This window comes from Endozoicomonas sp. 2B-B, from assembly GCF_053470045.1.
This window is the reverse complement of sequence record NZ_JBLZMU010000001.1, coordinates 3686971-3709776: the sequence shown is the minus strand read 5'-3', so window position 1 is coordinate 3709776 and position 22806 is coordinate 3686971. Positions and strand designations below refer to the sequence as shown.

Sequence of the window (22806 nt, the reverse complement as noted above, 5' to 3'; positions counted from 1 at the left end):
CTATGGTTCTGCCCAGGCTGGTTTTTTCTGCAATGATCAAACGCATCAGGTTAACAAAAGTTACTTTAGATCAATGGCTGCCTATGATTACTTGCGAAGCGTTTGAAAATATTGCTGCCCTTTCTTAAGGATTTGAACCAGCTCATTCACACTGTAAGCATCGAATTTATTAATATCATCAATTATGGTGGGTGAAAAACCTTCTCGCAGAAGGAGTCCGTTCAGCAGAATACAGCCGATGGTTCTGGCATTCCCATCTCTGAAAGGGTGGGTATGCTGAAGATTCCGACATAGTTCAACAATGGCATGAATAATTGCATCCTGTCGCCGTTGGCTGTCAGTTTCAGTTATTTCTTGCAACTTTTTCTCAAAGGTTTGGCAATAATTTTTTGATAACTCCATACCTTTGTGATCTTTATAATCAAAATCAACAAGATATGTATCAGAATTCAGCCTTTCTATTTTTGGAAAATTGTTCACACTAGTCAGTCTCGTTATTTCTTCTAAACCATCCTCTGTCAAGTTTATGCCTCTTTTATAGAAAACGCTGCCTTCGTTCCAGGAGATGTCTTTAATGGCCACATCTTCATTGCTTGACAAAACCCCGGATGTTGTCAAAGTATGAATGGCTTCAATTTTACTGTAATCCAGGGGTTTATTAGCCAATATATTACCAACTTCTTTAAAGGCTCTTAGCATAGCGGCTGCGTACCCGGGCTCATCCTCATAACAAAACAGCCCTAAACCGTACACTTTCGAGTGATCCTCATCAATAAAAAGCCGGTACAGCTCTTCCACAGGAAAGCCTTTGCACTGTTCTGTGTGATCCAGCATGGTCTGCACTTCTTCAGCCTCCTCAGAAGCACGGCAAATACCCTTTAAAAGGTGATATAACCGCAAAGAGAAGCGCTTTTCACCTTTTTCGTGTTCAATAAGAGATTGTCGAATTTCTTCAATACTCATTTCTGAAAGAAGAAGGGCGCAAGCCTTACGTGTAAAAGCCCCAACCTTCTTATAATAATTAAAATAATTAGGCAGTTGGTCTATAGCGCTGACCAAGTCTTCACATTTACTCAGAGTGCTGTTTTCATTCCACTGAAACATGGGTACTGATTCAAAATGGCTGAGCCAGCCGTCCAGTCTGGCAAGAAAGTATGCATAATAAGTATGCCTCCGCCCTTGAACAACCGTTGCTACTCTTCCCAGATTAAATGCAGCTTTACAGTCGTTCACTATTTTTTCAAAACTGCGATCATTCTGTTTAAAATTATCGTGAGATAATCTGGTTATTTTTCTGGCATGTAACAGGGTATCAGGAGTTTGTGATGGATCCGGGTACAAGTGTCTCTTTTCGGTAGAAGGACATCTGCCAAAAACAAATCGTGACTGTTCTTTCGAGCCAAACAGATAGCGGTCTTTATCGCTCAAATCGTCTAATGGATGAATCATATTCCTGAGTGCAGTAGCAAAATAAGAAGGTATCATTGGATAGTTCGTTGTTATTTTCTGAAGTACGTGTCTCTCAATTTATTGATTTTTCTGTGATTCTGTCAAGAAAACTTAAGAAGTTACAGCCCGTCAACCAGACAGCTCAAGGTCTCCGGTCAGGGCAGATACTTATGATTCAATATACGTTCAGCAATGATATCAGGTACTCCATAAGCCTCGAGCTATCAATTAACTTGAACAATTCACCAAACCGTTATTTAAGAAAACACGATGGCTAAGAGCTGAGGTTACAGACGACAATATACCGGTGAGTGTCAGTTCAGATATTGGTGACTAAAGCTTAAAATTGAGCATTGCTGTGATCCTTGGACTACTTTATGAGGGGCGTTTAAAGACTAAGGGAAGCAGAATGATCAGTAACTCGCTGTCTCATTTAACGAAAACAACGAGGTCCTCGAAATATCCCCATCGAAGTAAGACTAATCAGCTATTCGCAGCCTCCCTTGGTCTCGTTATCATGGCTTGCCCTTACTCAAAACTGCTGGCAGCAAACCCTTTGTTTACGCCATTCGATGAAAGATTTGTTGAAGAAAAGGGGGCCAAGGCGTCTGACTACTTATCCGCTTTAATTAACCATAATGCCCTTACGGGTAGTTTTCCTTTCATCACCCCTAATGATACTGATTTTATCTTTGCCATGAACTCCGGGAATGAGCATGGCATAAATAAGAGAAAGGGCCGGAAAAAACCGCAGGGAGCTGGAGCACCGCAGATGCAGCCATTAATGGACTTTCCACTCCGGCCAATGTCCCGTGCACAGATCGCTGAAATTATCCGGAAATTGAATTCAGGCCTCTCAGAAGACACCATAACCACTCTGTTGAACAATATTCCGGAAATGCCTCCCGGTGATAACCTGACCATTGCAGGCTTGATTGAGCAAGTGAAGATGAGTCTTCAAATTAACATTGACCAAAATCATAATGCAATCCTGGAAACTCTATCTTATATTCAGGGGACCCAGTCCCCTGTTAATCCGGGCAATTCAGAACATCAACAGCGCCTTGCCTGTTTTTTGCTGGCTTACTATGCAGCCATAAATTCAAGCAGTGCTTCCCCTCAAAGTGCCCATGCTTTTTTTACTTCATTTCTGCTTCATGCCGCTGATATGGCTGGAATGTCTGGATTCCTCCACCATCTGCACATAGCTCAACTGTTAGGTAGAAATAAACCGATAAAAGATAAAGCTTCTTTAAAAGAAAATGTTGCAATATCATCTTTGGTATTCTCTGGTCTGAAAGTCTTGGAAACAGAACGCATCAAGTTTTTGCAACAAGTGCTGGATCCCTCAGAGTCTGAGCAATCCAGTATATCAGTCGATGCATTACTAAGAGACTCAGCCAAACTGCTGAACGATGGCATCGACAGGAACGGAATGTCGAGTCATAAGCGACAGCTAAAATCATCCGAACGAATGCTGGAACTAATACAAGAATATGGTGAAGATAGACCTGAATTAATAGCCTGGAACTATCATTTCCTGAATTTGGTTGATGTCGTATGTCTGATTCTTAACCCTTTCGCGCCACAATGTGAATATCCGAATGTAAATATTGAAGATATAGAGGATTATTTTAGAAAATCAGGTAAGAATACGACCTTTTATTCCGGTAGAGAAAAAAGAAGGGATTTGTTTGAAGAATTCAAAAAAGTATCAATGGAAGTGATGCATGATCAAAACAATCAATATGTTAAATCATTTAAGAAATTGTTTTTATACATAAAAATATATGTAGCGCAACAATTGCACTTAACTTTTACTGATGAAAATGATTGCGACACCATAGTGGAAACCCTTGCTATTGGATTCAGGGCTCTATTGGAACAATCATATGATTTATTGGCACTGCTTCCTGATAAAGCTATTGGTTCCAATGATACTGTGCAGGTTGATGAAGTCATGCATGATGAGGCAGCTAAGGAACATGAAGGAACAGAGCTTAGTGAAGAAGAGAAGAGAAAAAGAAACCAGAAAAAACGAATAAAGTACTTAAAAGAACTCGTCGAATGGCTTGAATATTACTTTGGTACTAGTCAAATGGTTCCTGATCCTGCTGACAGTAGTGAATCTGAAAAAAATGATACTGACAGTAGTGATCTTGACAGTAGTGATTTTGACAGTAACCCTGACTGGACTGATTCAGACGGGAGCGATATTGACACACCGAAGCTGTAACTCAGTAAGTCAAATGTTCGCAAGTACGAAAAGAAGATAACAGGCTGTCAGCGGCCCGCGCAATGCAGGAGCCGTTACCGTGAAGGACTGGCTTAAAACAAGATCCTGAAACATAAATCTGAGTGTAGTTGTGATCCCTGGTCTACTTTTCTAGCAGCCTGTCGGACTTAAGCGTCCGTAGCGAGGATTGCAAGAAATTGAGGATAAAAATCTCTGTTTCTGAGGAGAATAGCGAGCTATTTGACGAAGAAACAGAGATTTTTAGACCAATTTATTGCAACCGCAGTAGGACAGTCTTAAGTCCGACAGGCTGCTAGGAGCCTTATATGGTCCGCCCCGTTTTGCAAGAGCCTGTTTTGTTAATTAGCAAACAAAGATAACTGCAATCATATATACGGCCTATTCATGAGGTCTAACCCTCTGGCCCTGATGGGTATCCGCGCAACCTGGCCTTATCAGTCCGACGGCCTCAAGGGTCAAGGCTCCTATCAGGTTTCAGGTTGCCGGTTTTTACCTGTTTGCCATCAACTGTACATGCTCATCGCAATCTGCGGGGGGGTCCCCTTTGATTAAGCTTATGCTTTACTTTGCCGCTGCCGCCTTTACTTCATTATGCAGCCTTGTAAACTTCATTTCGGGTCATGATGACCCAGACAATCCGAGCCATTTTATTAGCCAGACCAACGGCGGCAACGTTGTGATTGCTGCGCTCATTAAGTTGGCTAACCCATTTTTTACAGCGGTCATCCTTATTTTTGAGGCAGTGGAGTACCGAACGTGCGCCGTGTATCAATAATGTGCGCAGGTATTTATCACCCCGTTTACTGATGCCCAGCAGGACTGACTTACCGCCTGTGGAATGCTGTCTTGGAACTAATCCCATCCATGCGGCAAGGTGTCGACCAGATTTAAAATACGTCGCATCACCAATGGCTGCCTTCAATGCTGTGGCAGTGATGGCTCCGATACCCGGCATAGTCATCATTCGACGACATTCGTCGTCGTTTTTTGCTAGCTCCTGAATTTTCTGGTCATACTGTTGAATACGCTTGTCAAGACTGGCCAACTCTTCTGATAAACCATGTAGCAGCTCACGAGTCAGCGAATGGAGTCCATTTTCAGCATCTTCCAGAATTCGTGGAAGCTGTGCACGAACTTTACCAATACCCTGGGCAACTACAATACCTTCTTCCAATAGTGACCCCCGGATCTGGTTAACCAGGGCAGTTCTCTGATCAACCGCTTGTTGACGATAGCGGTGCAGAAGTTGCCAGGCCTGCTGCTCTGATGTTTTAACAGGTACAAAACGCATGCTGGGCCGTGAAGCTGCTTCTGCAATCGCTTCAGCATCGTTGTAGTCATTTTTGTTGGTCTTGACATAAGGCTTGACAAATTGAGGTGAAATCAGCTTGACAGTATGCTCATAGTTCTTGAATAACCGAGCCAAATAGTGAGCACCACCACAAGCTTCCATAGCGATAATGCATGGCTCCAGATTTGCCACGTACTCTAGAAGGTTCTTCCTGGACGACTTCTTTCTGATGACTTTGCTACCCTGCTCATCAACACCAAACAGGTGAAAGTTGTTCTTGCCAATATCGATACCAAGTACTGAAATAGTCATGGGTGGTTCGCTCCGGTTAATCCTGTTTAAATGGTTAACTCCATTTTGGCTCATTTGAAGCCGTTTAGGAGGGGCGGACCATCCCATTAGACCGAGAATAGTCTGCCCTACTGCGGCGGCAGCAAATTGGTCTGAAAATCCGCTTTTGTTCGTCAAATAGCTCGCTATTCTCCTCACAAAACCGAATTTTCATCCTCAATTTTCTGCCGTCCTCGCTACGGGCGCTATTCTCGGTCAGGCTCCTAGAGACATTCGAACACTTGAGGAGTTAGCATGATCAGCCACTCTATATTTCAATTACCAAAAACGACAAAGTCATCCATATTGTCCAATCGTGCTAAGACTAATCAACTAGTCGCAGGTTCCCTTGGTATTATTATGGCTTGCCACTGTTCAATATTGCTGGCAGTAAACCCTTTATTAACGCCGGTGGATGAAAGATTTTTTGAAAGAAAGGGGACAAAAGAGTCTGACTTCCTATCCGATTTGATTGACCATAATATTCTTACAGGCAGGCTTCCTTTAGTCACTCCAAGTGATACCAATCTTATCTTTGCCATGCACACCGGGAATGAGCCAGACGTCAATGAGAGTGAGGTTCAGGAACAACTGCAAGGAGCTGAAGCAGCGCAGATGCAGCCTTTGATGAACCTTCCGCTGCCGCCAATGTCCCGCGAACAAATTGCAGAAATTATCCGTAAATTGAACTCAGGCCTCTCAGAAGACACTCTAAACACTCTGTTGAACAACATTCCCGAAATGCCCCCTGCTGAGAACCTGACCATTGCGAGCATGATTGAGCAAGTTAAGGCTAGTCTTCACGTTGACGTTAACCAAAATCAGAATGCGATCATAGTAGCTCTATCTCATATTCAGGGTACCAAGTCTCCTGTCAATCCGAACAATTCGCAACAACAAATGAGTCTCGCTTATTTGATGCTGGCTTACTATGGAGCCATAAATTCAAGTGGTGCTTCTATGTACAGAGCCCATGTTTTTTTTAATTCATTCATGCTTCACGCTGCTAACATGGCTGGAATATCTATACTTCACAGGCAAAAAACCAAACTATTAGCTGAAAATAAACCGATAAAAGACAAAGATGTTTTAAAAGGTAATGTTGCAAAATTATATCCAGTATTTTACGTTCTGGAATCTTTAGAAAAAGAGCGCATTATCTTTTTGCAACCATCTGAGGATCTATTTGAAGATCCATTTGAGGACCCCTCAGTTGAGTCAATTGATGCCTTACTGTGTGACGCTGGCAAACTGCTCAATAATGACCTTGATAGGAACGAAATATCGATGTATAAGCGACAGCGAACGTCAGCTGAGCGAATGTTGGAGCTTATCGTAAAATATGGTGAAGATGAACCTGAATTAGTAGCCTGGAACTATCAGTTCTTGAATTTAATTGATCTCATTGGACTGATGCTTGACCCTTTCGCTTCGGAAAAAATAGACCTGATAGCAAAGATTGATAACATAGACGTCTATTTTAGAAAATCAGATATGAGGGCAACCTTTATTTCCCATGGGAGTGGAAAAAGCAGGGAGTTGCTGACAGAAATAAGAAAAGTAATAGTAGACGCAATGCTCGACGAAGAAAATCAAAATCATAAATCATTTAAAATAGTGATTGAATACTTAAAGTCCTATATAGCGGGACAACTGCATGTTGCTTTTACTAACGAAAAGCATCATCAAGTTATAGTGGAAACCCTCACCAAAGGGTTAAAGGCCCTGCATCAACAATCATATCAATTATGGGTAATGCTTTCTGATACAACTAATGGCACTGATATCTCTGAGCAAGCTGGCGAAGCCAGATATGATGAGGCAGCAAAAAGACAAGAAGACAAAGAGCTTAGTAAAAAAGAGAGGAGGAAAAAATACCTGAAAAAGCGGCTAAAGCACTTGAATGAATGTGTACAATGGCTCGATTGCTTCTTTGGTAGTAGGACATGTGTTCCTGATTACCCATACACTAGTGAATCTGAAAGAAGTGATACTGATAGTAGTGATTCCAGGAGTTGCTCTGACGGGAGCGATTCTGAACTTGCTACGGGGTCGCCTAGACGGGGTCGCCTAGACGGGGTCGCCTAGACGGGGTCGCCTAGACGGGGTCGCCTAGACGGGGTCGCCTAGACGGGGTCGCCTAGACGGGGTCGCCTAGACGGGGTCGCCTAGACGGGGTCGCCTAGATGGGGTCGCCTAGATGGGGTCGCCTAGATGGGGTCGCCTAGATGGGGTCGCCGAGACGGACGCTTAAGCCCGACAGTCTCCCAAAGACGACAATGAACCGATGAGTGTCAGATCTGATATTCGTGACCAGAATTGAGCATTATTACCATCCCTGGTCTACTTTGTATGGGGTCCTTAAACCTTTAAGTAACTAGAATGATCAGCTACTCCATTTTTGAATTCTCAAAAACAACAAGGCTATCAATCACCCATCGTACCAGGGCTAATCAGCTAGTCGCAGGCTCCTTTGGTATTATTATGGCTTGCCACTGCTCAATATTGCTGGCAACAAACCCTATATTAACGCCGGTTGATGAAAGATTTTTTTTAGAAAAGGGAACAAAAGAGTCTGACTTTCTATCTGATTTGATTAACCATAATTCACTTGCAGGGGGGGGGCCTTTAGTCACCCCAAATGATACCAATCTTATCTTTGCCATCAACATCAGGAATGAGCCAGACGTCAATGAACGTCAGGTTCAGGAACAACCGCAGGGAGCTGTAGCACTGTATATGCAGCCTTTGATGAACTTTTCGCTCCCGCCAATGTCCCGTGAACAAATTGCTGAAATTATCCGTAAATTGAATGTAGGACTTTCAGAAGTCACAGTAACTACACTGTTGAACAATATTCCGGAAATGCCCCCCGGTGATAACCCGACCATTGCCAGCATGATTGAGCAAGTGAAGGCTAGTCTTAACGTTGACGTTAACCCAAATCAGAATGCAATCATAATAGCCCTGTCTTATACCCAGGGTGCCGGGTCTCCTGTCAATCCTTTTAATTCGCATGACATGGAGAACCTCGCCTATTTGCTGATGGCTTACTATGCAGCCATAAATTCAAGTAGTGTTTCCTCTCAAAGGGCTCGTACTTTTTTTACTTCATTCCTGCTTCACGCTGCTGAAATGGCTGGAATATCAAGACTCCACTGGCATAAAGATCTACTGTTAGGTAATGGTAAACCGATAAAAGATAAAAATGTTTTAAAAGAAAATGTTGCAAAATCATCTTCAGTCTTTTCTGGTATCAGATCTTTAGAAGCAGAGCGCATTAAGCTATTGGAACAATTGAAAGATCCCTTAGAATCTGAGCAACCCAATGTACCAGTCGAGGCATTACTGAGAGACACTGCTAAATTACTCAACCATAATATTGATAGTTACAGAATACCGATGTATAAGCGACAGCAAACATCAGCTGAGCACATGCTGGAGCTAATACAAGAATATGGTGGCGAAGAACCTGAATTAGTGGTTTGGGGAAATCAGTATCTGAATCTGATTGATGCCATTAGCCCGATGCTTGACCCTTTTGATCCAGAAGAGAGAGGCGTGATTACACATATTTTTGACATGGAGGAATATTTCAAAAAAACAGGTAAAAAGACAACCTTTTATAATTATAAGAGTAAAAAAAGGAAATTACTTAAACAAATCAAACAAGCAATGGCAGATGAATTATTTGGCCAGGAAAATTTAGACTCTAAATCATTTCTAAAAGTGTTGGTACAGATGAAGTTTTATATATGCCAACAACTACACGTGGCTTTTCCAGATGAAAATGAATTTCAAGTCATACAGGAAACCATCACTAAAGGATTTAAGGCCCTGCAGTTGCAATCATATGATTTAGTGGAAGCGCTTGACAGGTCTATCAGGTCTGATGTCGCTGAGCCAGCTGACGATACCATGCAAGACCAGGCAGCAAGCGGACAAGAAGACAAAGAGCTTGGCAAAGAAGAGAAGAAGAGGAAAAGAAAGCGCCTGAAAAAACGGTTAAATCACTTGGATGAATTCGTGCAATGGCTCGATTATTTCTTTGGTAGACGTCTCTCTGTTCCTGATCATTGTTGGAGTAGTGATTCTGATAGTGAGGATTCCAGATGTTATTCTAACAGCAGTGGTTCTGACAAGGATGATGTTGACAAGCCAGAAGGTGTAATTCGGTAAGTAAAATGTTCTCAAGTAAGAAAAAATTTCCTTTTTCCAGTGAACATTTGTCGTGTTCCTGTTAAGGCATTGACCGCCGGGGAACTCAGCCGCTTGCTGGCTGGCAAGACTGTTCGGGAGGTCAGCCAATCTGTTGGCCATAAACGAGGCTGCAACGAACTGGATGTTGAAATGCTTGAGCTGCCCTGGCCACTGCTGAAATTCTGGAATCAGGTAAAGTACGCTCTATGGAGAGCAGGTCGTTAGAATCAGACCACAACAATGAACCGGTGAGTGTCAGGTCTGATATTCGTGACCAGAATCGGGCATTATTGCGATCGTTGGTCTACTTTACGAGGGTTCCTCAAACCTTTAGGAAGTAGAATGCTCAGCCAGTCCATTTCTCAATTATCAAAAACAACAAGGCTATCAATATTTACCCATCGTACCAGGGCGAGTCAGCTAGTTGCAGGTTCACTCGGTATTATTATGGCTTGCCACTGCTCAACATTGCTGGCAGCAAACCCTTTATTAACGCCGGTGGATGAAAGATTTTTTGCAGGAAAGGGAACAAAAGAGTCTGACTTTCTATCCGATTTGATTAATCATAATGCTCTTACAGGGAGGTTTCCCTTAGTCACCCCGAATGATACCAATCTTATCTTTGCCATGAACACCGAGAATGAGCTAGACGTCAATGTGAGTGAGGTACAGGAGGAACCGCAGGGAGCTGAAGCACCGCAGATGCAGCCTTTGATGAACCTTTCGCTGCCGCCAATGTCCCGCGAACAAATTGCAGAAATTATCCGCAAATTGAATTCAGGCCTCTCAGAAGACACTCTAACCACTTTGTTGAGTAACATTCCGGAAATGCCCCCGGGTAATAATCTAACCATTGCAACTATGATTGAGCAAGTAAAGGCCAGTCTTCACGTTGACCTCGATGAAAATCAGAATGTAATCATGAAAACTTTATCTTATCTCCAAAGTACCCTGTCTCCTGTCGATCTTAACAATTCGCAACAACAAGAGAACCTCGCGTATTTGCTGGTGGCTTACTATGCAGCCATAAATTCAAGTGGGGCTTCTTCTCAAAGGGCCCATGTTTTTTTTACTTCATTCCTGCTTCACGCTGCTGAAATAGCTGGAATATCCAGACTCCACTGGTATAGAGATGCATTGTTAGGTAAACGTAAACCGATAGAAGATAAAAATGTTTTAAAAGAAAATGTTGCAAAATCATTTTCAGTCTTTTCTGGTTTGAAATCTTTTGAAACAGAACACATTAAGCTTTTGCAACAATTGGAGAATCCCTTAGAGTCTGGACAACCCGATAATGTATCAGTCGATGGATTATTAAGCGGCGCTGTTAAATTGCTCAATCATGACATTGACAGGCACGGAATACCAAAATATGTACGACAGCGAAGATCAGCTGAGCAAATGCTGTGGCTAATACAAGTACATGGTGGCTTAGGACCTGAATTAGTGGCTTGGGGCCATCAGTTCTTGAAGCTGATTGATATCATAGGTCTGATGCTTGACCCTTTCGATCATATAAGGTTAATAGACCTAACTACAGCTATTGATAACATAGAGGAATATTTCAGAGCATCAGGTAAAAAGACAACCTTTTATAACCATGAGCACATAACAAAGAATTTATTTGAAGAAATCAGGAAAGGAATAGTAGCAATAATGATTGACCTGGGGGATCTGGAACCTGAATCATTTCTAAAACTGTTGATACACATCAAATATTATATATGCCAAGAATTACACGCAGCTTTTCCTGATGAAAATGAATATCACGCCATACTGGCAACCCTCACTATAGGATTTAAGGCTCTGGTGGTGCAATCAATTGATTTATGGCAACTGCTTCCTGATACAACTATTGGCTCTATAGAACCTGAACAAGCTAACGAAGCCACGGATGACGAGGTAGCAGAGTTACAGAAAAAAGAACTGATAAAACGTCTGAATGACGAGGCAGCAAAGTTAGAGAAAAGAGTCCTGATGAAACGTATGGAGTCATTGGATGAATTCTCGAAATGGCTTGATTATTTAATTGGTTGGAGTACGGAGGTTTCTGAATTCGATTACCAGAGTGAATCTGAAAGAAGTTACACTGATGGTAGTGATTCCAGCAGTTATTCTGACTGGAGTGATTCTGAACAGGATTGGTATTGACACAGCAGAAGGTGTAAATCCAAGGCAGCAACTGCTCCTGCGTTGCTCTGGCTCCTGCATTCATACTGTCGTTCGGTTGCGATAAATGGGTCTGAAAATTTCTCGCAATCCTCGCTATGGGGTCGCCTAGACGGGGTCGCCTAGACGGGGTCGCCTAGACGGGGTCGCCTAGACGGGGTCGCCTAGACGGGGTCGCCTAGACGGGGTCGCCTAGACGGATGCTGAAGTCTGACAGTCTCCCAGAGACGACAATGAGCCGGTGAGTGTCAGATCTGATATTCGTGACAAGAATTGAGCATTATTGTGATCCTTGGTCTACTTTCCGAGGGTGCTTCAAACCTTTAAGGAAGTAGAATGATCAGCCACTCCATTTCTCAATTATCAAAAACAACAAGGCTATCAATATTCACCCATCGTACCAGGGCAAGTCAGCTAGTCGCCGGTTCTCTTGGTATTATCATGGCTTGCCCCTGTATGGCATTGCTGGCAGCAAATCCTTTATTAACACCGGTGGATGAAATATTTTTTGAAGGAAAGAGAGCAAAAGAGTCCGACTTTCTATCCGACTTGATTAACCATAATGCTCTTACGGGGAGGTTTCCCTTAGTCAACCCAAATGATACCAATCTTATTTTTGCCATGAACACCGGGAGTGAACAAGACGTCAATGAGATTGAGGTTCAGGAAGAACCGCAGGGAGCTGAAGCAGCGCAGATGCAGCCTTTGATGAACCTTTCGCTGCCGCCAATGTCCCGTGAACAAATTGCAGAAATTATCCGCAAATTAAACTCAGGCCTCTCAGAAGACACTCTAACCACTTTGTTAAATAACATTCCGGAAATGCCCCCGGGTAATAATCTGACCATTGCAGGCATGATTGAGCAAGCCAAGGCTAGTCTTCACGTTGACCTTGATCAAAATCAGAATGCAATCATGGAGGCTCTATCTTATCTCCAAGGTACTCTGTCTCCTGTCGATCTTAACAATTCGCAACAACAAGAGAGCCTCGCGTATTTGCTGTTGGCTTACTATGCAGCCATAAATTCAAGCGGAGCTTCCTCTCAAAGGGCCCATGTTTTTTTTACTTCATTCCTGATTCACGCTGCTGAAATAGCTGGAATATCCAGGCTTTACTGGCATAAAGATGAGCTGTTAGGTAAAAGTAAACCGATAAAAGATAAAAATGTTTTAAAAGAAAATGTTGCAAAATCGTCTTCAGTCTTTTCCGGACTGAAATCTTTTGATACAGAACGCATGAAACTTTTGCAGCAATTGGAGGCACCCTTAGAGTCTGGGCAAGCCAATAATGTATCAGTCGATTCATTATTAAGAGACGCTACCAAACTCCTCAGCAATAACATGAATAGTCATAGAATAGCGGTCTATAAGCGACAGCAAAGATCAGCTGATCATATGCTGGAGCTAATACAAGAGTATGGTAATGAAGAACCTGAATTAGTGGCTTGGGGTAATCAGTTCTTGAAACTGATTGATATCATAAGTCCGATGCTTGACCCTTTCGAACATTCAAGGTATCCATCCGCAATAAATGATGTTGTTAATATAAAGAAATATTTCAGAACATCAGGTAAAGCGATAACCTTTTATAACTATAAGCGCAATGAAAAGGAATTATTTCAACAAATGAAATTTGGAATGACTGTAACATACAATAGTATTGGAAACCTGGATCCTGAATTATTTCGAAAACTATTGGTACAAATCAAATATTATATAAACCAACAATTACACAGAGCTTTTCCTGATCAAAATGATTATCGCGTCATACTGACAATCCTCACTGTCGGATTTAAGGATCTGATGTTTCAATCATTTGAATTATGGGAACTGCTTTCTGACACAACTATTGGCTTGCTTCCTTCTGACACAACTATTGGCTCTAATGACGCTGAACAAGCTAATGAAACCATGGACGAGGCAGCAAAGTTACAGAGAAAAGAACTGAGAAAACGTCTACGTGACGAGAGAGCAAAGTTACAGAAAAGAGATCTGATAAAACGTGTGTATTATTTGATGAAATTCACGGAGTGGCTCGATTATTTAAAGAAGATGCGAACAAGTCCTCAACCATGAGATAGTATTTTTATTAAGTCGGGAGTCAACAGTCAGCAGCGTGCAGCCTTAAGAACGGATATCTGCCAACTGTTAACTCACCACTTCGGTTCTTATTTATGGTTGTTATTTTTACCCACTCTTACCGCCAGAACGTCACACCCCGCACCATGCAGAATGCTGGTTGATGTTGAGCCGAGGATCAGGGCCAGACCGTGTCTGCCGTGGCTTCCAACAACGATCAGGTCAACGTCTGATTCGTCAGCGATGCGATGTACTTCTCTTTCCGGGCGGCCATAAACGACATGCTGTTCGCCCTTGTCCAGATTAATACTCTCTGCCAAACGCGAAATACGCTCTCTGGCCTGCTGGGTGATTTCATCCTGAAGGGTTGTGAGATCCAGTGGGATATCACTGCCATAAGCCACACTCAGTGGTTCAACCACATGCACCAGGGTTAGTCTCGCCTGGTAGGTTTCTGCAAGAGACTTTGCTTTATCCAGAACATCGTCTGCCTCGTCAGACAGGTCAATAGCAACGAGTATATGGTTATATTGACTCATAGACCGTCTCTCTCTTCCCGGTGTTTTTCAGAGAAATGCAGCTCAATTCAGTTACGTAGCCATTTTTATCATCTGAGCCGGTGAGCTGCATTTCCGGATCATGGCTGTGCACTATAACCACAACAGCTACAATACCGCTGCATAAAGTTGCGATATGAGGTTGTGACATAAAGTGGCGATTTACTGCAGGCATCATAGACCAAACGCCTATATTGTATGGCTGTAGCTGGAGTTGTCCAAGTAAATTTGCAATGGGTATCTGTTATGAATCAGTATTTTTGCGGATATATTGGTGTTCATTTCCTTGACATTGTTAAAAAATTCAAAGAAGGTAGGCTCAAAAATTCAAACGGTTGTATGAATTTCTGGCGAACACAGTCTGAGATGTATTCATCAGGAGTCTTACTGAGAATAATCTGCCATTTTCGTTAAAGGCACTATTTTCAGTCAGACTTCTGGCGCCATTTGTTCAGACGTCAGTTATCAGGACAACCTTTTTCAATCCGTCCGGAGAGAGATAAATGATATATCAGGGGAAAGCGTTCAAGGTTCTGGCACTTGAAAGCGGCATCGCTGAGTTGAGATTTGACCTGGATGGGGAGTCGGTGAACAAGTTCAACCGGCTTGCCATTGAAGATCTTAATGCTGCCGTCCAGGCCATCAAGTCGGATGGCACCATTAAGGGTGTCGTTCTTACCAGCGGCAAGGAAGGCGTTTTCATTGTTGGTGCTGATATCAAGGAGTTCACTTCCAACTTCCGTCAGGAAGAGAGTGAACTGATTGAGATGGTCATGGGCGTAAACCAGACCTTCAGCAGTTTTGAAGATCTGGATATGCCGACCGTTGCCGCCATCAATGGCAGCGCTCTGGGTGGTGGTTTTGAGATCTGCCTTTGTGCTGACTATCGTGTTCTGTCCAATAAAGGCGGTGTCGGCCTGCCTGAAGTTAAACTCGGTATCTACCCGGGGTGGGGTGGGACTGTCCGTTTGCCACGTTTGATCGGTGTTGATAACGCGATCGAGTGGATTGCTGCCGGTCGTGAACAGAAGCCTGATGCCGCTCTGAAAGTGGGTGCTGTAGACGCAGTCGTTGAAACCGAAAAGCTGGTGGACTCAGCGGTAGCTATCATCAAACGCTGCCTGGCAGGTGAGCTGGATTACAATGCCCGTAAGGATGAAAAGCGTTCACCTCTCAAGCTGCCTTTGCTGGAATCGCTGATGGCTTTTGAAACAGCCACGGCGGTTGTCAAGCAGCAAGCGGGCCCTCACATGCCAGCACCTGTGGCTTCTGTCAAAGCGATCAAAAAGCATGCCGAGCTGCCAAGAGACGAAGCCCTGAAAGTGGAAGCTGAAGGTTTCGTCAAGTTGGCCAAGACGCCTGTGTCTGATGTCCTGGTGGGTCTGTTTCTAAACGACCAGATGCTCAAGAAGAAGACCAAGGAGCTGACCAAAAAGGCAGGTAAAGTTGAGAAAGCCGCTGTTCTGGGTGCCGGCATCATGGGTGGTGGTATTGCATACCAGTCTGCTTATAAAGGCACTCCCATCCTGATGAAAGACATCGCTCAGGAAGGTCTGAATCTGGGGCTGACCGAGGCCAGCAAGCTGCTGTCCAAGCGAGTGGCCCGTGGTCGTATGGATCCTCTGAAAATGGGAGAGGTTCTTAATCACATTGTTCCAACTCTGTCGTACAGTGAGTTTGGTGATGTTGATGTCGTTGTCGAAGCCGTTGTCGAAAACGTCAATGTCAAGAGGGCAGTCCTGGGCGAAGTAGAAAATCACGTCAGTGAGGACGCTGTTCTGGCCTCCAATACTTCAACCATTTCAATAACAGAGCTGGCTAAGGATCTGAAAAGACCCGAAAAATTCTGTGGCATGCACTTCTTCAACCCGGTTCACGCAATGCCTCTGGTGGAAGTGATTCGTGGTGAGAAGACCAGCGAAGAAACGGTGGCAACGGTTGTTGCTTATGCCAAGAAGATGGGTAAGGTTCCTATCGTTGTTAATGACTGCCCCGGGTTCCTGGTTAACCGGGTGCTGTTCCCGTACTTTGGTGGTTTCGCCGCGCTGGTGAAAGACGGTGCCGACTTCCAGCAAGTCGATAAAGTCATGGAGAAGTTTGGCTGGCCAATGGGTCCGGCATACCTGCTTGACGTAGTGGGTATCGATACCGGCTCTCATGCGGAAAAAGTGATGGCTGAAGGTTTCCCGGATCGTATGTCCCGTGACTGGAAGAGTGCCATTGACGTGATGTTCGAGAATGGGCGTTACGGACAAAAAAACAATGTCGGCTTCTACAAGTACGAGCAGGACAAGAAAGGTAAGCCCAAAAAGGTGGTCGACGAAGCGGCTTATGAGCTTCTCTCTGAGGTGGCTGGCGAAAGTCGTGAGTTTGAGACACAGGAAGTTATTGATCGCATGATGATTCCACTGTGTATGGAAACCGTTCGTACACTGGAAGACGGCATTGTTGATACAGCTGCTGAGGCTGACCTGGCTCTGCTCAACGGCATCGGCTTCCCGGTTTTCCGAGGCGGCGCCCTGAAGTACATCGATAGCATGGGTGTCGACAAATTCGTTGAACTGGCTGATCAGTACGCTCACATCAGTCCTCTGTATCAGCCTACTGAAAAGCTGCGGGAAATGGCCCGTGAAGGCAAGACGTTTTACGGCGCGTAAACAGCCTTGAGCGACAAAAAAATGGTTAATCACGAGCAACAGATTTAAGAGAGAATTGACTATGAGCCTTAATCCGAGAGACGCCGTAATTGTTGACTTTGGGCGGACCCCTATGGGTCGCTCAAAGGGTGGCATGTACCGAAATGTCCGTGCCGATGACCTGTCTGCCAACCTTATCACCGGAGTATTGAACCGTAATCCCGGTGTTAACCCTGAAGAAGTTGAAGACGTGATCTGGGGCTGTGTCAACCAGACTCTGGAGCAGGGTTGGAACGTCGCCCGTATGGCGTCTTTGATGACTCCCATTCCTCATACTTCATCAGCCCAGACTGTCAGCCGTCTTTGTGGTTCTTCCATGAGCGCACTGCACACCGCTGCTCAGGCTATTCAAACCGGTAACGGTGATGTCTTTGTTGTAGGTGGTGTTGAGCACATGGGCCATGTGGGTATGATGCACGGAGTGGATCCTAACCCGCGCCTGTCCAAGTACGCTGCCAAAGCTGCTGGTATGATGGGTCTGACTGCAGAAATGCTGGGGTTGATGCACGGCATTACTCGTGAAGCTCAGGATGAATTTGGTGTGAGGTCTCACATGAGAGCCTGGGAAGCGACCAAAGCCGGTCAGTTTAAAGATGAGATCATCCCTATGCAGGGACATGATGATGATGGCAATCTGGCCGTTTTCACCGAAGATCAGACGATCCGTCCTGAAACCACACTCGAAGGACTGGCGCAGTTGAAGCCTGCCTTTAACCCGAAAGGGACAGTGACAGCCGGAACGTCTTCCCAGATTACCGATGGTGCTTCCTGCATGATTGTTATGTCTGCACAGCGTGCACAGGACCTGGGTCTTCAGCCAATGGCTGTGATTCGTTCCATGGCAGTTGCCGGTGTTGATCCCTCCATCATGGGCTATGGTCCTGTGCCCAGCACCAAGAAAGCTCTCGAGCGTGCAGGACTGGCTATGGATGACGTCGATCATGTTGAGTTGAATGAAGCCTTTGCTGCTCAGGCTCTGCCTGTCCTGAAAGACCTGAATCTGCTCGACAAGATGGATGAGAAGGTGAATCTGCACGGTGGCGCTATTGCCCTGGGTCACCCCTTCGGATGCTCTGGTGCCCGCATCTCCGGTACTCTGCTGAATGTAATGAAGCAGAACAATGGTACGATCGGTGTAGCAACCATGTGTGTAGGTCTGGGTCAGGGTATTACTACGGTATTTGAACGTCTGTAAGGCGTCGGCCTTTGCCAGACGGGTTCCTGTCTGGCTTATCCTGCCTGAAAGTACTCGCCCCGGAATTCTATTCCGGGGTACTCCTTTTTGATGCATTTTTATGCTGAGATTCTGCTTCGAAAATGAGTATCTTTTTCAGTGTCTGCATAAGTTATTTTGTCGGTAAAACCCGACATTTTTTCCCGTCAATGATCATCATGAAATCTGTCAGGCTTCACAGTAATTAAATAATCTTTTGATATTCAAGGATATTATTGCTTATAACTGGCTGGATTAATCATTGAGGCTGTGAAACGATAAATAAGAGGGTCGTTCGAGAAAAATTCAGGATCATTGCAGGGTTTTCCTTGACCGATGTTTTTCTTGACCTTATATATTGAAACAATTTTCAATTCCCGACCTTTCTTGTTTTGGTCGCAGACAGCACTGAGTGTTTTATGATCTTTTTTCCAGGCTGGTCAGCATAACCGGAACAATGGAGCTGATTACAGGACGTGTAAGGTAGCATGGGTAAATCTTTAGTTATCGTCGAGTCGCCGGCCAAGGCGAAGACAATAAACAAATATCTGGGCAAGGACTTTGTTGTTAAGTCCAGTGTTGGTCACATTCGTGATTTGCCCACCGCAGGTGGCTCCAGGAAGCCTGTGGACCCCAAAGCTCGGGCAAAGGCTGCTGCTGAGACACGTAAGCTATCTCCTGAGCAGAAAGTCATCCATAAGAAGCGCAAAGCCAAAGAACAGCTGATTGAAAGAATGGGCATCGACCCTGAAAAAGGCTGGCAGGCCCGTTACGAGATACTGCCCGGCAAAGAGAAGGTGGTTGATGAGCTGCGTCGCCTTGCCGCATCAGCTGACACAATTTACCTGGCAACTGATTTGGACCGTGAGGGAGAGGCCATCGCATGGCATCTTCAGGAAGCTATTGGCGGGGAGCCTCAACGTTATCGGCGGGTAGTCTTCAACGAAATTACCAGAAATGCCATCCAGGAAGCCTTCAAAGAGCCCGGCTCTCTCAATATTGACCGGGTCAATGCCCAGCAGGCAAGGCGATTCCTCGACCGTGTAGTAGGTTATATGGTTTCTCCTCTGCTCTGGGCTAAAATTGCCCGTGGCCTGTCAGCAGGGCGGGTGCAGTCAGTAGCGGTTAAGTTGATTGTTGAGCGGGAGCGTGAAGTCAGAAGCTTTATCCCCGAAGAGTACTGGGAAGTTTACGCTGACCTGTCTACGGAAAATGGAGAAGTTATCCGTTTTCAGGTGGCCAAAGAAGCTGGCGATGCCTTCAGACCTGTCAGTGAGGCTGCCACCGGAGTTGTTCTTGAAAAGCTGAGACAGGCTGATTACAAGCTGACCGTGCGTGAAGACAAACCGACCCGAAGTCGTCCTTCTGCACCCTTCATTACCTCAACTTTGCAGCAGGCGGCCAGTACCCGTCTGGGATTCAGTGTCAAGAAGACCATGATGATGGCCCAACGTCTTTATGAAGCGGGTCACATCACCTACATGCGTACTGACTCGACCAATCTGAGTCAGGAAGCGGTGGAGAGTGCCCGGGAATTTATCGATGGTACGTTCGGCTCAAGGTATCTGCCTGAAAATCCGAACCGGTATTCCAGTAAAGAAGGCGCTCAGGAGGCTCACGAAGCAATACGTCCTTCCTCTGTGACTGCTGAGCCAGGCTCTATTTCCGGTCTTGAGAAGGATGCAGAGCGGCTCTATGAACTGATCTGGAGACAGTTTGTTGCCTGTCAGATGACGCCTGCGGAGTACCTGAGTACGTCCCTGACAGTTCGGGTGGACGACTTTGATCTCAAGGCGAGGGGCAGAACCCTCAAGTTTGATGGTTATACCCGGGTAATGGCGGCCATAGCCAAAAAAGGTGAAGACATCATTCTGCCGGCTCTGGAAAAAGGTGATCCGCTGGATCTGAAAAAACTGGACCCGAAACAGCTGTTTACAAAACCGCCTGCCCGTTTCAGTGAAGCGGCTCTGGTAAAAGAGCTTGAGAAGCGTGGAATAGGCAGGCCCTCCACTTACGCTTCCATTATTTCGACTATCCAGGATCGCGGTTATGTTTCCCTGAAAAATCGTCGTTTCTATGCCGAGAAAATGGGCGATATTGTCACAGACCGGCTGGTTGAGAACTTCCATGATCTTATGGATTACAACTTTACCGCCAAGATGGAGTCCAATCTCGATGTAGTGGCTGAAGGTGGTGAGAACTGGAAAGATCTGCTGGACAGTTTCTACAGTGATTTCAGCAGCAAGCTGGAGCAGGCTGAAGACGACAGCGACGGTATGCGCTCCAATGACCCTTCTCCTACCGATATCAAATGTCCTGATTGTGGCAGGGATATGATGATTCGCACGGCCAGTACGGGAGTATTTCTGGGTTGTTCCGGTTACTCGCTCCCGCCCAGGGAGCGTTGTAAATGTACCATTAATCTGGTGCCCGGCGAAGAAGTTGAAGATGCTGACGACGAGGATGCAGAAGTCAATGCTTTGCGGGCTATGCATCGTTGTCCCAAGTGTTCTACGGCGATGGAAAGCTACCTGATTGATGAGCAGCGTAAGCTTCATGTCTGTGGTAATAACCCGGACTGCTCCGGCTATGAAGTGGAAAAAGGTCAATTCAAACTCAAGGGTTATGATGGCCCCGTGCTTGAATGTGACAAGTGCGGTTCCGAGATGCAGCTCAAATCCGGACGCTTTGGCAAATACTTTGGTTGTACCAACAGCGAGTGTAAAAACACCCGCAAGCTCTTGAAAAGTGGGGAAGCGGCTCCCCCCAAAATGGATCCTGTACCCATGCCTGAGCTCAAATGTCTGAAAGTGGATGATCATTATATTCTCAGAGATGGTGCCTCAGGTCTTTTCCTGGCGGCCAGCCAGTTCCCAAAGAACCGTGAGACCCGTGCTCCTCTGGTGAGTGAACTGATCCCTCATCAGGCGGCTATTGATCCAAAGTATCATTATCTTCTGGATGCACCGAGGCAGGATGCTGATGGTAATCCCGCAATCATTCGCTACAGTCGCAAAACCAGAACTCAATATGTTATGAGTGAGTCTGAAGGCAAGGCTTCAGGGTGGAGTGCTACCTTCCAGGAAGGCAAGTGGGAAGAAAAAGTCACCAGGAAGCGCAAAAAATCCTGATCTGGCCTCGTCACAAACAGGACCTTCACAGAGATCCGTGGAGGTCTTTTTATTTTTGAGAAAGATTATGTCTGAGCAGTGGCGTTCTCATACCAACAAAAAATTACACTATGCCCGTTTACAGCTGGATGCCTGGGAAAGAGCAGAAGCTTTTGAGCAGGAGGCTTTTCGAGAGGCATTTCTGATGCATGCCAGTCAAGCCTATTCCTCGATGCTGGCGGAGATATTGTCTCCCTACGGTGAGCAGCTGACCCGGTTGCTGTCTCTGGAAGATGCTTGCAGATTGATGGTTGAGCAACCGGCAGAAGTGTCTGAACTCGAGCAGTTAAAGCAGCTGGAGTCGTCGGACAGTTGGCTGGCAGATTTACTTAAAGCTTATGACGATATTTTTAATGCTAATGGTAATATACAATCATATTCAAGTAATAGCAGTATGATTATGATTGCTTCGGATACTAGTGAAGTCACCAAAGGTATTAAGACGCCAGAAAGTGCCAAGAGTATTCTTGCCTCCCTCAAGGAGTTGGTAGGGCACTTTAGAAATTTCAATCTTGAATGGTGATTAGATTTTTTAGATCTGATTCATGACTCATAATAGTGTGCCTGGATTGATTCAAACCGTGCATGATTGTGGGAATGTTTAGAACTCTGTTGTTTATGGCTGTTGTTCAATTTGATCAGAGGTGTCTTATGACTAAGATCATGCTGTGCTGTTCGGCAGGTATGTCTACCAGCATGTTGGTGGAGAAAATGCGCGAAGCAGCTGAAAGTCGGAGTGAAGAAGTCGAGGTTGAAGCCTTCGGCGCTAGTCATTTCGATGAACAGGTAGCCTGTTTCGATGTTGTTCTGCTGGGTCCTCAGGTTAAATATATGTTGAATGATCTCAAGCTGCGTGCTGCCGAATATGCTGTTCCGGTTGAGGCGATTAGCCCTGTTGATTATGGCACGATGAATGGTGCGAAAGTATTGGGCTTTGCTCTGTCGCTAACAGCCTGATTAATTCCAGTTTATCGTGTGTATGCTGCAATACGGGGGCAAAAGCTGCAGCTCTTTTAAGGGTTTTTACTTTCCAGTCTGCAATAACACTTTGCATTACTCTGTACTGACCTATTGCATCATAAGTCACAATGCTGCATGATTTCTCCCTCTTATACGCTATTTATGGAACGAAATATGGCTGCATCGTTTTTGGAAATTGTGGAACTTCCAACAGGAGAGATCGTTCTGCGACGCAGTGATGACGAGGGTGAGCCGCTGCTGACTATGAAGTTTTCAGAGGAAGCCAAGATGTATCTTGAAGGGGACCACCTGCAAGTGGCAAAGGTCATGTTTGATGCAGGCATGCGTGAAGTTGCTGAACTTACTCGTCCGCAGTCTTCTGAAGAAGAGATTCCTGAGAACAGAGTACTGCACTGACTCTATTTTCATGGAAAT

At 45.0% G+C, this 22806-nt stretch carries 16 protein-coding genes; 12 read left to right on the top strand and 4 right to left on the bottom strand.

Going from position 1 to position 22806, the window contains the following annotated elements; all coding sequences use genetic code 11:
• Positions 1-87: 87 nt before the first annotated feature.
• A complete protein-coding gene (locus ACOMHB_RS14090; protein ID WP_448217086.1) occupies positions 88-1449 on the bottom strand; it encodes a hypothetical protein in 1362 nt (453 codons plus the stop codon).
• A gap of 517 nt (positions 1450-1966) precedes the next feature.
• Here ACOMHB_RS14090 and ACOMHB_RS14085 point away from each other — a divergent pair.
• Positions 1967-3685 (top strand): hypothetical protein, encoded by a 1719-nt coding sequence (locus ACOMHB_RS14085; RefSeq protein WP_448217085.1) that lies wholly within the window; start codon positions 1967-1969, stop codon positions 3683-3685.
• A gap of 610 nt (positions 3686-4295) precedes the next feature.
• Here the strand turns inward: ACOMHB_RS14085 and ACOMHB_RS14080 are convergent.
• Positions 4296-5309 (bottom strand): IS110 family RNA-guided transposase, encoded by a 1014-nt coding sequence (locus tag ACOMHB_RS14080; protein ID WP_448215063.1) that lies wholly within the window; start codon positions 5307-5309, stop codon positions 4296-4298.
• Between the two features lie 273 nt (positions 5310-5582).
• Between ACOMHB_RS14080 and ACOMHB_RS14075 the strand changes: the two genes are divergently transcribed.
• The 5 genes from ACOMHB_RS14075 to ACOMHB_RS14055 all read left to right on the top strand — a co-directional run bounded on the left by ACOMHB_RS14075 (position 5583) and on the right by ACOMHB_RS14055 (position 13772).
• Positions 5583-7415 carry a hypothetical protein gene (locus ACOMHB_RS14075; RefSeq protein WP_448217084.1) on the top strand — a complete coding sequence of 611 codons (1833 nt, stop codon included), beginning with the start codon at positions 5583-5585 and terminating at the stop codon, positions 7413-7415.
• Positions 7416-7709: 294 nt separating this feature from the next.
• On the top strand, positions 7710-9506 hold the full coding sequence (locus ACOMHB_RS14070) for a hypothetical protein (RefSeq protein ID WP_448217083.1): 1797 nt from the start codon (positions 7710-7712) through the stop codon (positions 9504-9506).
• A gap of 39 nt (positions 9507-9545) precedes the next feature.
• Positions 9546-9752, top strand: coding sequence for a hypothetical protein (locus ACOMHB_RS14065; RefSeq protein ID WP_448217082.1), 207 nt, complete (start codon positions 9546-9548; stop codon positions 9750-9752).
• A 117-nt stretch (positions 9753-9869) separates the two neighbouring features.
• Complete coding sequence (locus ACOMHB_RS14060; protein WP_448217081.1) at positions 9870-11678, top strand: hypothetical protein; 1809 nt, start codon at positions 9870-9872, stop codon at positions 11676-11678.
• Positions 11679-12032: 354 nt separating this feature from the next.
• The gene (locus ACOMHB_RS14055; RefSeq protein ID WP_448217080.1) at positions 12033-13772 is read left to right on the top strand and encodes a hypothetical protein; all 1740 of its coding nucleotides are present in this window, start codon (positions 12033-12035) and stop codon (positions 13770-13772) included.
• Between the two features lie 92 nt (positions 13773-13864).
• On the opposite strand, the gene ACOMHB_RS14050 is transcribed toward ACOMHB_RS14055, so the two are convergent.
• Both ACOMHB_RS14050 and ACOMHB_RS14045 read right to left on the bottom strand, forming a co-directional pair.
• Positions 13865-14314 carry a universal stress protein gene (locus ACOMHB_RS14050; RefSeq protein WP_317146481.1) on the bottom strand — a complete coding sequence of 150 codons (450 nt, stop codon included), beginning with the start codon at positions 14312-14314 and terminating at the stop codon, positions 13865-13867.
• Entirely contained in the window at positions 14301-14510 is a 210-nt protein-coding gene (locus tag ACOMHB_RS14045; RefSeq protein ID WP_448217079.1) for a hypothetical protein, read from the bottom strand. The genes ACOMHB_RS14050 and ACOMHB_RS14045 overlap by 14 nt, the downstream gene beginning before the upstream one ends.
• Positions 14511-14835: 325 nt before the next feature.
• Between ACOMHB_RS14045 and fadB the strand changes: the two genes are divergently transcribed.
• The 6 genes from fadB (at position 14836) to ACOMHB_RS14015 (ending at position 22788) form a co-directional block, all read left to right on the top strand.
• Positions 14836-16989, top strand: a complete 2154-nt coding sequence (gene fadB / locus ACOMHB_RS14040) for a fatty acid oxidation complex subunit alpha FadB (RefSeq protein ID WP_448217078.1) — start codon at positions 14836-14838, stop codon at positions 16987-16989.
• Positions 16990-17050: 61 nt separating this feature from the next.
• Positions 17051-18223 (top strand): acetyl-CoA C-acyltransferase FadA, encoded by a 1173-nt coding sequence (gene fadA, locus ACOMHB_RS14035; RefSeq protein WP_448217077.1) that lies wholly within the window; start codon positions 17051-17053, stop codon positions 18221-18223.
• A gap of 506 nt (positions 18224-18729) precedes the next feature.
• Entirely contained in the window at positions 18730-21372 is a 2643-nt protein-coding gene (gene topA, locus ACOMHB_RS14030; RefSeq protein ID WP_448217076.1) for a type I DNA topoisomerase, read from the top strand.
• 67 nt (positions 21373-21439) lie between these two features.
• Positions 21440-21934 (top strand): DUF6586 family protein, encoded by a 495-nt coding sequence (locus ACOMHB_RS14025; protein WP_448217075.1) that lies wholly within the window; start codon positions 21440-21442, stop codon positions 21932-21934.
• Between the two features lie 128 nt (positions 21935-22062).
• Positions 22063-22368, top strand: a complete 306-nt coding sequence (locus tag ACOMHB_RS14020; protein ID WP_422475160.1) for a PTS sugar transporter subunit IIB — start codon at positions 22063-22065, stop codon at positions 22366-22368.
• Positions 22369-22545: 177 nt separating this feature from the next.
• Positions 22546-22788, top strand: a complete 243-nt coding sequence (locus tag ACOMHB_RS14015) for a hypothetical protein (protein ID WP_448217074.1) — start codon at positions 22546-22548, stop codon at positions 22786-22788.
• Positions 22789-22806: the final 18 nt, after the last annotated feature.

Excerpts from the sequence above, each read along its gene's own strand:
- ACOMHB_RS14090 (WP_448217086.1), bottom strand. The coding sequence starts at position 1,449 with ATGATTCATCCATTAGACGATTTGAGCGATAAAGACCGCTATCTGTTT.
- ACOMHB_RS14085 (WP_448217085.1), top strand. The coding sequence starts at position 1,967 with ATGGCTTGCCCTTACTCAAAACTGCTGGCAGCAAACCCTTTGTTTACG.
- ACOMHB_RS14080 (WP_448215063.1), bottom strand. The coding sequence starts at position 5,309 with ATGACTATTTCAGTACTTGGTATCGATATTGGCAAGAACAACTTTCAC.
- ACOMHB_RS14075 (WP_448217084.1), top strand. The coding sequence starts at position 5,583 with ATGATCAGCCACTCTATATTTCAATTACCAAAAACGACAAAGTCATCC.
- ACOMHB_RS14070 (WP_448217083.1), top strand. The coding sequence starts at position 7,710 with ATGATCAGCTACTCCATTTTTGAATTCTCAAAAACAACAAGGCTATCA.
- ACOMHB_RS14060 (WP_448217081.1), top strand. The coding sequence starts at position 9,870 with ATGCTCAGCCAGTCCATTTCTCAATTATCAAAAACAACAAGGCTATCA.
- ACOMHB_RS14055 (WP_448217080.1), top strand. The coding sequence starts at position 12,033 with ATGATCAGCCACTCCATTTCTCAATTATCAAAAACAACAAGGCTATCA.
- ACOMHB_RS14050 (WP_317146481.1), bottom strand. The coding sequence starts at position 14,314 with ATGAGTCAATATAACCATATACTCGTTGCTATTGACCTGTCTGACGAG.
- ACOMHB_RS14045 (WP_448217079.1), bottom strand. The coding sequence starts at position 14,510 with ATGATGCCTGCAGTAAATCGCCACTTTATGTCACAACCTCATATCGCA.
- fadB (WP_448217078.1), top strand. The coding sequence starts at position 14,836 with ATGATATATCAGGGGAAAGCGTTCAAGGTTCTGGCACTTGAAAGCGGC.
- fadA (WP_448217077.1), top strand. The coding sequence starts at position 17,051 with ATGAGCCTTAATCCGAGAGACGCCGTAATTGTTGACTTTGGGCGGACC.
- topA (WP_448217076.1), top strand. The coding sequence starts at position 18,730 with ATGGGTAAATCTTTAGTTATCGTCGAGTCGCCGGCCAAGGCGAAGACA.
- ACOMHB_RS14025 (WP_448217075.1), top strand. The coding sequence starts at position 21,440 with ATGTCTGAGCAGTGGCGTTCTCATACCAACAAAAAATTACACTATGCC.
- ACOMHB_RS14020 (WP_422475160.1), top strand. The coding sequence starts at position 22,063 with ATGACTAAGATCATGCTGTGCTGTTCGGCAGGTATGTCTACCAGCATG.
- ACOMHB_RS14015 (WP_448217074.1), top strand. The coding sequence starts at position 22,546 with ATGGCTGCATCGTTTTTGGAAATTGTGGAACTTCCAACAGGAGAGATC.